This is a genomic window from Roseibium porphyridii (genome assembly GCF_026191725.2).
Taxonomy (GTDB): domain Bacteria; phylum Pseudomonadota; class Alphaproteobacteria; order Rhizobiales; family Stappiaceae; genus Roseibium; species Roseibium porphyridii.
This window is the reverse complement of sequence record NZ_CP120863.1, coordinates 4,731,357-4,744,011: the sequence shown is the minus strand read 5'-3', so window position 1 is coordinate 4,744,011 and position 12,655 is coordinate 4,731,357. Positions and strand designations below refer to the sequence as shown.

The following is a 12,655-nucleotide window of genomic DNA, read 5'->3' as shown; positions in this document are numbered from 1 at the left end:
GCGGCATTGTGGGTTGGCGCTTGCAGTGCCAAAAGCTTACTTCTTCTTTTTCTTCTCTGTACCTGCGTTTTTGCAGATTGCAGCTGCAGTAATCGCGGCGATGCCGACCGGCTTGTACTGATTGACAAGTTTCGCTCCAGAAGAAGCGATTGTGGACGGTCGGGAGATTTGTTCAGACATTTGTCAGGTCCGTTGTAGTCCAGTGCCCGCGATACTGGTTTACGCGTTGATGTTGTGCGGGCGCGCTGCATTTGGTGTCCAATTGCGGCAAACGGAAGGCAGATTGAAAAGTCGCCCACATTTGATGCCTGGACCCAATAAGTATGTGCTTATTGCCGCGTTCAGGCCAGTCAAATACCATAACAGGATGTAACGATAATTCTGCGAATTTGAAGAAAGCAGGTAATCTTTTATTTACCTGTTTTGATATCCGTCAAGTAAAGGCCGATAGGTGCAAGTTGGTCACTAAATAAAGTAGGTTCTGTGGTTCCTTAGAGGTAATCCGCGTGTCGTGCGGATCAAACCATGGCTGCAGCGAAGCACTGTCAAGATCAGTGCAGCGCCTGCAAATGCCAGACCTGCAAAAATGAGTAACGACGACAAGGAAGCCCCCAGTACGATCAGGAGGCAACCGGTCAGCAAACCGATGACCAAAAGTGCAATGGTTGTGCGAAGATAGTGGTAGTGAGCCTGAAACTCTTCGTTTTGCGTTTCGGCAAACAAGATTGCGAACAAAAGGGCGATTGGACACAGCATGACCGACAGTGTCATCAGGTAACACAGAAAGATATTGCCGCGGCCGGGCAGGAAAAACGAGCGCAACCGACTACCCTGACGGCGGCCGCGGTTCTTAGCGTCAGTATTTCGCACCAGATTTTCCACCGGATGACCTGTGCCCTTGACCGGCATCCTTACCTCGCGCCTCTTTAGCCTTTTTTCAGTGCCGCTGAATCAGGCGTTTGCCCAACCCTCTTTTTGCAAATTTATGCTTTGCTGCCCCTGAAAGTGAAGTTCATTTTTGACATTTGGTCTGTAAAGAAAGAAACAATCAGAACGTCAGTGTTGGCTTTCGCGCTCAAGAGCCAACGAATTGGAAAGCTATGAAACGTTACGCCGCCTACAAAACAAGGTCAGCACCGGCAAGCCGAATTGTCGGCGCGGTTGCGCTTGCATTGGCTGTAACCGCCTATCTGTCCAAGCGTTTCGGTTTCGTTGATGCAGATGTGTTCGCACTTTCTCTTGCAGGAGCCGGAGTGGCAGCACTCCTCGCAATCGGTCTCGCGCTGATTGCCTTTCAACGAATTTGGGCACATGGCGGACCGGGCCTTCCATCGGCTTTGACGGGCATGTTGCTTGCAGCCATTGCGCTTGTCGCACCCGGTATCATTCTGGGCATGCTGGTCCTTCAGGCCGGACCAGACGACTTGTCGACAAACCGCCTCGACCCGCCGAATATGAAAATTCAAGCTCTCTCGGAAGAGCAGCCTTTTCTTGGCTGGTTCAACACGTCGTTGGAAACACATCTCTGGCCCGCGATCACGCAGGTAACCGGTTCGGAGCCAAAGACAACCGGGCGCTCCAGGCAATACCCGGATATCGTCCCGCGAAGATACAGAATACCTCCCGCACAGTTGCACGCAGCTGGCGCAAAAGCCGTCGATACATTGGGGTGGGTCGTTGTCGATGAACTGCCGCCCGATCTCCTTGATGCCCCAACAAGATTGCAGGCAGTTGGAACGTCACGGCTTCTGGGCCTCAAACATGACGTCAGCTTGCGCATCCGCCCCGACCCACTTGGTGCGTTGCTGGATGTGCGAGCCCGGTCCCAGACACCTCTCAAGGACCTGACCGGAAACGCAGACAATATCCGGCTGGTATTTGCCGAGATCGACAGGGTTCTGCTGGAGACATATGGTGATCTGGCTCGTCTGTCGGTCGACGAAGATGAGCTGGAGGACGAGCCGGAAATCGTGCCGTTGCAGGAGCCGCGCGACACGATACCACTGCCTGGTTTCAAGCCTTACTTTGAAGAGGAAGAGGGTCCCGAAGTTGACGATTTCGGTCTGACCGATCTGGAAGGCTGATTTAAGCGCGCCTGCCATAGCGGCTGTTGAGGCCGAGCCCGGGTGAAGCGGTTGCTTCGCCGCGCCCTACCAGATCTTCCAGGTGAGCAAAAACCGACAGCCCCGCGGCTGGATACAGGGCCGGGTTCACATCAGCGTAAAGCACTGTGACAATTTCCGGAATGCTCTTATCGCCGTTTGCCAACTGGCTAAGAATTGATTGTTCGCGCGCGAGCCTGTGCTGCTTCAAGTCCTGCACATACTGACTTGCTTCTCGGATTATGCCTCCATGGCCCGGGCAATAGAGCTGTTCCGGGCGCGCCAGAAGCTTGTCCAACGATGTCATGTAATCGCGCATGTTGCCGTCAGGCGGTGCCACGATGGATGTCGACCACCCCATCACATGATCGGCCGACAGCAGGAGGTCAGCGCCGTCAAGTGCGAAACACAGGTGATTGGCCGTGTGTCCGGGCGTTGAAACGGTTTCCAGCGCCAGGCCCGCAGCGCGAAAGACTTCGCCATCCTCCAGTTGCTGATCCGGGGCATATTCCTTGTCGCCGCTGGCGTCGAGAGGATTGACTTCATTTTCCAACAAGTCTCGTGCCGCACGGTGGACACCGCAGCCGACAATCTGTGCACCTGTTCTTTGTTTCAGCAGTCTCGCGCCCGGAGCATGATCGACATGGGTATGACTGACGAGGATCGCTTCTATGGTGGCTCTGTCTGCAGCCTTCAGGATCGCGTCTACTTGCAGTTCGTCTGCCGGACCCGGATCGACGACAACGAGCCTGTCGGTTCCAAGCAAATAGCAATTTGTGCCGAAAAATGTGAAAGGTCCGGGATTGTTCGCGGTCAAACGCCGGACACCGGGAACGATTTCGATGGCCTGTCCGTAACGGGGGGTGAAGTCTCTGTCGTGCCGCAAGTCCGAGGTGCCTTTTGAATTGAGCTTGGGATCAAAGAATACTTGCGTCGCTTTCCACCGCAATTCAACGAAGAAATCTAGCCGGTGACTCGGGAATAATTAGGCACTTTCACTCGTCATCTGTCTGACGTTTGAATCAGCTAGGGAAACCGGACTTTGCCAATTCGGGCATTTCTATGAAAGATTGTCACTTGAACAAGATTGAACAGCCTTGGCGGAGCGTGATGTCGCACGAAACTGAATGCCGGTTTGACAGCTTGCTGGACATGCCGAGGGAAAAGGCATTTTCCATGCTTGTCGATCGGTTGGATTTGTGGTGGTCATCTCCGTTCGCAGACGTCGCGCAAGGAAATGTGGAAGCCGGTATCGAACCTTTTGCCGGCGGCACTTGCTATGAGATCGACAGTGCGGGTCAACAACGCGTCTGGGGCACCGTCCTTTCGATCGAGCCGCCGCTCTTTATTCGCATCGCCTGGCAGGTCACCATCGAAGGCACCGAAGTCGCGGATCCGGCGACCGCAAGTCGTGTCATGATCAATTTCCGGGAAGCTGGCGAGGCAACACGTCTTGAAGTGGTGCACAGCGAGTTTTTAAGGCACGGAGAAACCGGCGCTGAGTATCTTAATCGAATGCGTAGGTCGGAGGGCTGGCCGGACACGATTGCCAGACTGAAGTCCGCAGCTCGTTCAGGTAGCTGGCGATGACCAGGTCTTTATTGGCGCAACAAATTAAAGTGTCGCCTCTGTCGCCGGAATGACATGCTTACCGTGCTAGACGGTGCCCAGGCCCGTTTTTCAAATTTCCGATTTCGACCTTGTCAAACTCCTACGACGTCGAAATAGTGTCGGCAATTCGGGACACCGATCTCAGGTATACAATCACTTATCGAATTCATGACCGATTCCCACTCGTCTGAAGAGGAGGCCGCCGAGGCCAAAGCAGCAGCCTCGCCGCTGACCAGAATTGGTGAGGCACGCTGGATCCTGCTGACCGCCCTGTGCGCGGTTGTCTATGGCATCTTCACCTATGGTGTTTCGCTCTGGTCCAGCATCGTTGCAATGCTCGCCCTGACCTCGGTTGCGGCTTTCGTTCCAAGACGTTCGGTAAACCGGCGGGTTAAACTCAAGGCCCAGCGTGAAATCCGCAAAATGTGGCCCGGCACGGGAATGAAGGTGACCGTCGACGCTTTGCCAACGCCATGTTTTGTGGCGGATGGACGTGGCATTACGCGCTATGTCAACGCTCAGGCGCAATCTCTTTATCAAGGCGTAAAGCCCGGGGACCCACTTTCTTTTTCACTCAGGGCACCATCACTCCTTGAAGCGTTTGATCGGGTTTGCAGCACCGGTCAAACCGAGCGGATCAGCTGGGTCGAGAAGGTCCCGACAGAAACCTCTTATGAAGCTCACATTGCTCCGATCTATATGCCAGGCAGCAACACTGCCGAACGCCCACAAAGCCTGCCTGACTTTATATTGGTCGTTATTCAGGACCTGACGGAAAACCGCCGCTTGGAGCGCATGCGCAGCGATTTCGTCGCAAACGCAAGCCACGAGTTGCGAACCCCTCTGGCCTCCCTCACCGGGTTTATCGAAACCTTGCAGGGACCAGCGAAAAACGACCGGGAGGCGCAAGACCGTTTCCTGTCGATCATGCTGGATCAGGCCGGTCGGATGCGTCGATTGATCGATGATATTCTGTCTCTGTCGCGGATCGAACTGAAGGCTCATGTCCGTCCTGACAGTGTTGTCGACTTTTGTGAAGTCGTCCGCCACACATCGGATGCCTTGTCTCCTCTCGCCAAGGATCTCAACGTTACCATCCGGCTGAACATGCCTGACCAGGCGGCGAGGGTGATGGGTGAACGAGATGAACTCATTCAGGTGACGGAAAACCTAATCGAAAACGCCCTGAAATACGGGTCGGAGGGTGAGTTCGTGGATGTCTCGTTGTCCGCTCAGTCGGATGCGGCAGCTGCTACCGGCTGGGAACTCTCCATTCGCGACTACGGTGACGGTATTCCGACAGAACACCTGCCGCGTCTGACGGAGCGGTTTTACCGTGTGGATGTTGAATCCAGCCGTGCTTTGAAGGGAACAGGGCTGGGTCTGGCAATCGTAAAGCACATCCTGACCCGCCATCGCGCGCGCTTGGACGTTGAAAGCGAACCTGGAAACGGTGCCGTTTTCAAAGTGTTTCTGCCATCGATAATCGAAGGCGAGGGCACAGACGAGGCCGCGTCCACTTAAAGATCAGTTTCGCATGAGAGTTCTGACTTGAATCATCCATTGCACAGCAGAGCCGCCGTCAGACCCTTTCTGCAAGTTGGCAGAGACCCGTCCAGCGAAGACGTAGCTCTCCGAAAGATTGAGATGAAGGCTGGATCTTGAACGTGAGTGTCCATGTTTTGCTTTTGACGCAATCTGGCTCGGATCGAGCTAACCATGGCATCTCATTCAAAGTTGGCGATGAGTCTCGCTGATTATCAAAGCCAAGGATGTGTTTATACGGCGAGCAACGAGTCGTAAAATGACGGTCATATTGACATAAAGCTTTGATGAAACGAAAAAATCTCTTTTATTTCAGTTATTTAAATTGTCACAAAACTGAAAAAGAACTGTCATAGAACTCTCATCCATGGGCCCTAGGGTCCCGGCATCGCTCGCGCATTTCTGCGACTTGCGATCCTCTACAAACCTTGACATTCAAAGGGAGTGGTCAAGTGAAATTTACGACCCTCGTAAGCGCAACTGCTCTGGCTGTTGCTTCTACCGCATTTGTTGGCGCAGCTCAGGCTCGCGATCAGGTTCAGGTTGCTGGTTCTTCCACCGTCCTGCCGTACGCTTCCATTGTTGCTGAAGCCTTTGGTGAAAACACCGATTTCCCGACACCGGTTGTGGAATCCGGTGGTTCTTCCGCTGGCCTGAAGCGCTTCTGTGAAGGTGTTGGCGAAAACACCATCGACGTGGCAAACGCTTCGCGCAAAATCCGCGAGAAAGAGATCAAAGCCTGTGCTGAAGCTGGTGTTAAGGACATTATAGAAGTCCGCATCGGTTACGACGGAATCGTCTTCGCATCTCAAAAAGACGGCCCGGCCTTCACGGCGTTCCAGGCAGCAGACATCTTCAACGCTCTCGGCGCCAAAGTGCTGAAAGACGGCAAGATCGTCGACAACCCATACAACAAATGGGCTGAATTCAACGCTGACCTGCCGGATGTCGATATCGCTGCTTTCATTCCGGGCACCAAGCACGGTACCCGTGAAGTGTTCGAAGAAAAGGTTCTGGCAGTAGGCTGTGAAGCAACCGGCGCCCTTCAGGCAATGCTCGACAGCGGCATGTCAGAAGACGACGCGGAAGATGCTTGCATCGACGTGCGTGCAGACGGCAAGTCCACCGACATCGACGGCGACTACACCGAGACGCTTGCTCGCATCGACTCCAACCCGAACGGCATCGGCATCTTCGGTCTCGCATTCTACGAGAACAACACCGACAAGCTGAAAGTTGCGACCATGGGTGATGTGGCTCCGTCCACGGAAACCATTTCTACCGGTGAGTACCCGGTTTCCCGTCCGCTGTTCTTCTACATCAAGAAGGCGCATATCGGTGTTATCCCGGGTCTGAAAGAATATGCGCAGTTCTTCACAGCAGACGAAATTGCTGGACCGTCCGGCCCGCTGGCTCAATACGGCCTCGTTGCCGATCCTGAGCTCGCTGCCACGCAGGCGTCTATCGAAGCTGAAGAAACAATGAAGTAAGAGAGCCTCGGCTCATTCAGAAAGGGGCGGCAATTCCCGTCGCCCCTTTTTCGTTTCCGGACATACACACTCTGGGGGACCATATGTCCTTGTTCTGGCTCGTCGTGATCGTGCTTGCCATATCTTTGGTAGGCTACATCGTGGGGCGCGCACGTGCCTTGACCAGCGCTTCTGGAGAGATCAGCCAACTGCACTCTCTTCCGTCCTACTATGGGGCAAACGTGGCCATGAAGGCCGCCGTTCCTGCGTTTCTGGTTTTGATTGTCTGGCTGCTGGTGCAGCCGTTTTATATTAACAGCACTATTTCCAGCGCAATTCCCGAAACCGCCATCCAGGAAGGCTCATCGCTGGGTCTTGTCATGGCAGAGGTGCGCCGCGCAGCGATCGGACTGGAAAATGCGGTTTCCAGCGGCCAGATGAGCGAAGAATTCGCAAGCAATGCCCGCGCAGATTTCACCGACATTACCGCCCGTCTGAAAGCTGCCGGACAAATTGTAACGTCCGATATCACGCAGCCGGTCATGCGGGCAGCACAGTCCTATCGGATCATGGCGGCGACCGGCAGTCTTTACATGTCGATTGTCGTTATCCTCATCGCGATTGCAGGAGCGCTTTGGGGCCTGAAGGAAACCAACAAGGATTTCCGCGCTCGAAACACGGTGGAAAACGGAATACGGGTCATCCTGTTTTCTGCGGCCCTGATCGCCATTTTGACGACGGTGGGGATCGTGCTGTCTCTGGTGTTCAACACGATTGAATTCTTCAGGCTTTATCCGGCGATGGATTTCTTCTTTGGCCTGACCTGGTCGCCGAGCTTCTCCGGTCGTGGCGGCTCGTCAGAATTGGGGATACTTCCACTGCTTTGGGGCACATTCTATATTTCGATTGTCGCTCTTGTTGTAGCGGTTCCCATCGGCCTCTTTGCAGCTGTCTATCTGTCTGAATATGCCAGCTCGAGGGTTCGCTCTGTCGCCAAGCCACTGCTTGAGATCCTGGCCGGTATCCCGACCATTGTTTACGGTCTCTTCGCATTGCTGACAGTCGGGCCGCTTCTCTTGTCGGTATTCGGCGACAATGGGCTCGGGATCATGCAAGCCGGTACGGCCGTCATGACGGCAGGTCTCGTCATGGGCATCATGCTGATCCCGTTTGTGAGCTCGCTCTCCGACGATATCATCAATGCAGTTCCCCAGGCGATGCGTGACGGCTCTTACGGCCTTGGTGCAACGAAATCGGAAACGGTAAAGCAGGTCATTCTTCCCGCTGCTCTTCCGGGTATCGTCGGCGCAATCCTGCTCGCGGCCTCGCGCGCAATCGGCGAAACGATGATCGTTGTACTCGGGGCTGGCGCAGCCGCGCGCCTGAGCCTCAATCCTTTCGAAGCCATGACGACGGTGACTGCGAAAATCGTCAGTCAGTTGACCGGCGATGCCGACTTCGCGTCCCCGGTTGCTCTGGTTGCCTTTGCCCTCGGCATGACGCTCTTTGTGGTGACACTTGGACTTAACATCGTCGCACTCTACATCGTGCGCAAGTACCGGGAGCAGTATGACTGATGACCGACGCAACACTTCCTCCCGCAACGTCCGAGCCCTCCAGCGCGAAGTCTGTTCAGCCCAAGTCGCTTTATGCGATCGATGAACTGACCCGTAAACGGAACGCGGCGGAGAAGCGCTTTCAAGCCTACGGCATTGGAGCGATTGGAATTGGCCTGTTTTTCCTCGTTGTCCTGGCCATCGCCATCATTTCCGAGGGCATTCCCGCTTTCACCAAGACGGTTGTCGAGGTGGAGTTCACGCTGACACAAGAGCAGTATGACGAAGCGGAGGGCCAGCTCTTCAAGACCAAGGCCTATGCGCAGATCTTTATCGAAGCTCTGCAAGGTCAGCTTGAAGAAAAGGGCCTCGACGTTCCCTTCGACGCCAGCACGATTGAACGTATTGTCGGCAAGCCCGGCGGCGACATCAGATCGTTTTTCAAGGCGGATGAGAGCCAGCTTGGACAGCCCGTTTCGTTTGAACTGGCAGCTTCCTCACGCGTTGACGGTTATCTCAACGGACGTGTGACACGCGAGAACATGACCGACAGCCGCTTCTTGCAGAAAGCAGATCTGGACCTTGTCGATATCCTGGTCGAGGCCAATATCATCAGATCTGTCTTCAACTGGAGCTTTATCACCGGAACGGATTCAGGCGTCGACAATCCGGGTGGGGCCGGCATTGGAGCATCGGTGATCGGCTCCTTCTTCATGATGCTGGTGGTTCTGTTTTTGTCGCTCCCCATTGGTGTGGCAGCCTCCATTTATCTTGAAGAGTTCGCACCGCAGAACAAGTTCACCGATCTGATCGAGGTGAACATATCGAACCTGGCTGCGGTTCCTTCCATTGTGTTCGGCATCCTGGGTCTGGCCGTCTTCATCCAGTTCATGCATCTGCCGCAGTCGGCACCGCTGGTCGGCGGCCTTGTGCTGACACTGATGACGCTCCCCACGATCATTATCTCAACACGCGCCTCGCTGAAGGCGGTGCCTCCGAGCATTCGCGACGCGGCACTTGGCGTCGGCGCTTCGAAGATGCAGGCGATCTTCCATCATGTGCTGCCACTCGCAATGCCGGGTATTCTGACGGGAACCATCATTGGTCTGGCACAGGCGCTGGGTGAAACTGCACCTCTGCTTCTGATCGGGATGGTCGGCTTTGTTGCGCGCGGATATCCAGATGGCTTCGTGTCGGGCTTCCTTGATCCGAACTCTGCCATGCCGGCTCAGATCTACACCTGGGCAGCCAGGGCGGATTACGCATTCTACGAAAAAGCTTGGGGCGGTATCATCGTCCTGCTGATCTTCTTGCTCACAATGAACATTCTCGCGATCATCCTGCGCCGCAGGTTTGAGCGCCGCTGGTGAGGATTGATGCGATGAACGAGATGCCGAACATTGAACAGGCGATAAAAATGACCGACAGCAAAATCTCTGCAAACAAGGTTCAGGTCTATTACGGCGACAACCAGGCCATTAAGGACGTGGATATTGAAATCCAGCCGCGTTCAGTGACAGCCTTTATCGGACCATCTGGTTGTGGCAAGTCGACGTTTCTGCGAACCATCAATCGCATGAATGACACCATCGACATTTGCCGTGTCGAAGGCTCGATCAAGATTGACGGCGAAGACATCTACGATCCCAAGGTCGATCCGGTGCAGTTGCGCGCCAAGGTTGGCATGGTGTTCCAGAAACCGAACCCGTTTCCGAAGTCAATTTATGACAACATCGCCTACGGTCCGCGCATTCATGGTCTGGCAAAAAACAAGTCAGAGCTTGATGATATCGTCTCTTCCAGCCTGCAAAAGGCAGGTCTCTGGGAAGAGGTGAAGAACCGGCTGGATGAGCCCGGAACCGGCATGTCCGGCGGTCAGCAGCAGCGCCTCTGTATTGCCCGCGCGATTGCCGTCAGTCCTGAAGTGATCCTCATGGACGAGCCGTGTTCGGCTTTGGATCCGATTGCGACCGCGAAGGTGGAAGAGCTGATCGACGAATTACGCGAGAACTATACGATCGTGATTGTGACGCACTCCATGCAGCAGGCAGCGCGTGTGTCCCAGCGCACGGCATTCTTCCACCTTGGCATTCTGGTTGAAGAGGGGCCGACACAGGACATCTTCACAAACCCGAAAGACAAGCGTACTCAAGATTACATCACTGGCCGCTTTGGCTAAGAAATTCTTTCGAGATTACTAAAGAGGACAAAGTATGTCTGAGCATACAGTCTCTGCCTATGACGAAGAACTAACGGAAATGGCCGGCAAGGTCGCCGAAATGGGCGGTTTGGCTGAAAAGGCTTTTGCCGATGCCGTTTCTGCACTGGTGTCACGGGACCTGGATCTGGCCAAAACCACCATCGCCCAGGATGAACGGCTTGATACGTTGCATCAGGAAGTGGAAGCAAAGCTGATCGAAATGATCGCGCGCCGTCAGCCCATGGGGCAGGATCTGCGGGAAATTACGGCTGCCACACGTATCGCCAATGATCTGGAACGTGTTGGAGACCTGGCCAAGAACGTTGCCAAACGCGCTATTGCGATCGACAACAGCCTTGGGTCTAAAAAGCTTGCGATTGGTGTCGAGCACATGACCGAGCTTGCGCTGAGCCAGCTGAAGCAGGTCCTGGACGCTTATACACGCAAGGATCCGGAAGCAGCGAAACGCGTGCAGGAAGCCGATGCGGAAGTGGACGCGATCTACACGTCGCTGTTCCGCGAGCTTCTGACCTACATGATGGAAGATCCAAGGGTCATCACGCAGTGTGTCCATCTCCTGTTCTGCGCAAAGAACATTGAGCGCATCGGTGATCACGCGACCAATATTGCGGAAAACGTCTTTTACATGGTGACCGGTGAGCGGCTTCCGGAGGAACGGACCAAGCTGGACGAGACCACCAGCGTTTCCTAACAGCCGAGCGAAATTTCGAACGAACGATCCGGCCGGCGCGCCTGTGCCTGCTGCATGATATGGAGCGAGATGTATGCCGAAGGTGCTCATCGTTGAAGACGAAGAACCGCTTAGTCTTCTGTTGAGATACAATCTGGAAGCGGAAGGATACACCGTTGAATCGTGTATTCGTGGCGACGAGGCTGAAATTCGGCTGCGGGAAAGCGTACCGGACCTTTTGCTGCTTGATTGGATGCTTCCGGGTCTGTCTGGGATCGAGCTTTGCCGTCGCCTGAGGGCCAGGGAAGACACCGAGCGACTGCCTGTCATCATGCTGACGGCACGCGGTGAAGAGGCCGAGCGCATCAGAGGACTGTCGACAGGCGCGGACGACTACGTCGTGAAGCCGTTTTCCGTACCTGAATTGATGGCGCGGGTTCGCGCAATCCTGCGCCGGGCAAGTCCTGAAGTGGTGTCCACAATGCTGCGGTCCGGAGATATCGAGCTGGATCGTGAAACACACAGAGTTCGCAGGAATGCAAAAGAAGTCCATCTTGGACCCACTGAATTCCGGCTGCTGGAATTTCTAATGACATCACCCGGACGGGTCTTCTCACGTGAGCAATTGCTTGATGGTGTTTGGGGGCATGACGTCTATGTCGACGAACGTACCGTCGATGTTCACGTCGGTCGCCTTCGCAAGGCGCTGAACAGGGGCAAAGCCAGGGACCCCATCCGAACCGTCCGTGGTGCCGGATATGCGTTCAACGATCAGTTTTCGGTGGTTGCGTGACGAAGTGACGGACCATCAAGCGCAAAATCACAACAAAAAGCCCGCCAATCTGGCGGGCTTTTCGTTTTCGATGCTGTTTGATCGCTATCCCGCGCGGGCGATCACTTTGCGATCGCGGCGACGATCTGCAACCGGCTGATAAGCGATCTTGCAGTGGTGCGCGCAATAGGGAACACCGGCGTCGGACTGACGTCCGCAAAAGTAAAAATCGTCAGTCGCAGGATCGCCAATCGGCCATTTGCATGTCCGTTCGGTCAGGGTCAGGATCGACGCGCGCTCTGAAATTGGCACCAGCTCAGCGATTGGCTCAAGGTCTGGCTCTGCCTCGACGATAGGTGTCGGTGCGATGTCCGCCTTCAGGGCTGTTGCACCGATGGTCTGCGGCTGCGGCGTTGGTTTCTTTGGTGCGGAAGTCCCGGTTGCTGGCGCGTTGGTGCGTGGACGGCGAGGCTTGCTGCTGGACGATGAGGACTTTGCGCGACCTGACAGTCCAAGCCGATGTACTTTGCCGATAACGGCGTTCCGGGTTACGCCACCCAGCTCACCCGCAATCTGGCTTGCACTCAAGCCATCGCTCCAAAGCTTTTTGAGAAGCTCAACCCGTTCGTCTGTCCAACTCATTGCCGCACCTTTTCATTTGACCGTTTTGCCGGCCATTAACCTCGTGCTAGGCATGCGCAGGCACGCC

13 protein-coding genes are annotated in these 12,655 nt (G+C 55.0%); 9 read left to right on the top strand and 4 right to left on the bottom strand.

Annotated features, from left to right (window positions below; all coding sequences use genetic code 11):
- Positions 1-36: 36 nt before the first annotated feature.
- Together K1718_RS21790 and K1718_RS21785 are read right to left on the bottom strand one after the other, a co-directional pair.
- Positions 37-180, bottom strand: coding sequence for a hypothetical protein (locus K1718_RS21790; RefSeq protein WP_173006113.1), 144 nt, complete (start codon positions 178-180; stop codon positions 37-39).
- Positions 181-465: 285 nt separating this feature from the next.
- Positions 466-870, bottom strand: a complete 405-nt coding sequence (locus K1718_RS21785; RefSeq protein ID WP_265680872.1) for a hypothetical protein — start codon at positions 868-870, stop codon at positions 466-468.
- A 230-nt stretch (positions 871-1,100) separates the two neighbouring features.
- Here K1718_RS21785 and K1718_RS21780 point away from each other — a divergent pair, with 230 nt between their 5' ends.
- A complete protein-coding gene (locus tag K1718_RS21780) occupies positions 1,101-2,084 on the top strand; it encodes a DUF1499 domain-containing protein (RefSeq protein WP_265680873.1) in 984 nt (327 codons plus the stop codon).
- A gap of 1 nt (position 2,085) precedes the next feature.
- On the opposite strand, the gene K1718_RS21775 is transcribed toward K1718_RS21780, so the two are convergent.
- Entirely contained in the window at positions 2,086-2,988 is a 903-nt protein-coding gene (locus K1718_RS21775; RefSeq protein ID WP_265680874.1) for an MBL fold metallo-hydrolase, read from the bottom strand.
- A gap of 224 nt (positions 2,989-3,212) precedes the next feature.
- On the opposite strand from K1718_RS21775, the gene K1718_RS21770 reads away from it, so the two are divergent.
- The 8 genes from K1718_RS21770 (at position 3,213) to phoB (ending at position 11,967) form a co-directional block, all read left to right on the top strand.
- Positions 3,213-3,692, top strand: a complete 480-nt coding sequence (locus K1718_RS21770) for an SRPBCC family protein (RefSeq protein WP_265680875.1) — start codon at positions 3,213-3,215, stop codon at positions 3,690-3,692.
- A gap of 189 nt (positions 3,693-3,881) precedes the next feature.
- Positions 3,882-5,237, top strand: coding sequence for an ATP-binding protein (locus K1718_RS21765; protein WP_265680876.1), 1,356 nt, complete (start codon positions 3,882-3,884; stop codon positions 5,235-5,237).
- Positions 5,238-5,710: 473 nt separating this feature from the next.
- Positions 5,711-6,748, top strand: coding sequence for a substrate-binding domain-containing protein (locus K1718_RS21760; RefSeq protein WP_265680877.1), 1,038 nt, complete (start codon positions 5,711-5,713; stop codon positions 6,746-6,748).
- A gap of 83 nt (positions 6,749-6,831) precedes the next feature.
- Positions 6,832-8,304, top strand: a complete 1,473-nt coding sequence (gene pstC / locus K1718_RS21755) for a phosphate ABC transporter permease subunit PstC (protein ID WP_265680878.1) — start codon at positions 6,832-6,834, stop codon at positions 8,302-8,304.
- The gene (pstA, locus tag K1718_RS21750) at positions 8,304-9,653 is read left to right on the top strand and encodes a phosphate ABC transporter permease PstA (RefSeq protein ID WP_265680879.1); all 1,350 of its coding nucleotides are present in this window, start codon (positions 8,304-8,306) and stop codon (positions 9,651-9,653) included. The genes pstC and pstA overlap by 1 nt, the downstream gene beginning before the upstream one ends.
- 47 nt (positions 9,654-9,700) lie before the next feature.
- Positions 9,701-10,462: a phosphate ABC transporter ATP-binding protein PstB gene (gene pstB / locus K1718_RS21745; protein ID WP_247649271.1), complete on the top strand. Its 762-nt coding sequence runs from the start codon at positions 9,701-9,703 to the stop codon at positions 10,460-10,462.
- Between the two features lie 34 nt (positions 10,463-10,496).
- A complete protein-coding gene (gene phoU, locus K1718_RS21740; RefSeq protein WP_152502942.1) occupies positions 10,497-11,195 on the top strand; it encodes a phosphate signaling complex protein PhoU in 699 nt (232 codons plus the stop codon).
- 73 nt (positions 11,196-11,268) lie between these two features.
- Positions 11,269-11,967, top strand: a complete 699-nt coding sequence (gene phoB, locus K1718_RS21735; RefSeq protein WP_152502941.1) for a phosphate regulon transcriptional regulator PhoB — start codon at positions 11,269-11,271, stop codon at positions 11,965-11,967.
- 84 nt (positions 11,968-12,051) lie between these two features.
- Here phoB and K1718_RS21730 read toward each other — a convergent pair whose 3' ends face one another.
- Complete coding sequence (locus K1718_RS21730) at positions 12,052-12,588, bottom strand: GcrA family cell cycle regulator (RefSeq protein ID WP_152502940.1); 537 nt, start codon at positions 12,586-12,588, stop codon at positions 12,052-12,054.
- Between the last annotated feature and the right edge of the window lie 67 nt (positions 12,589-12,655).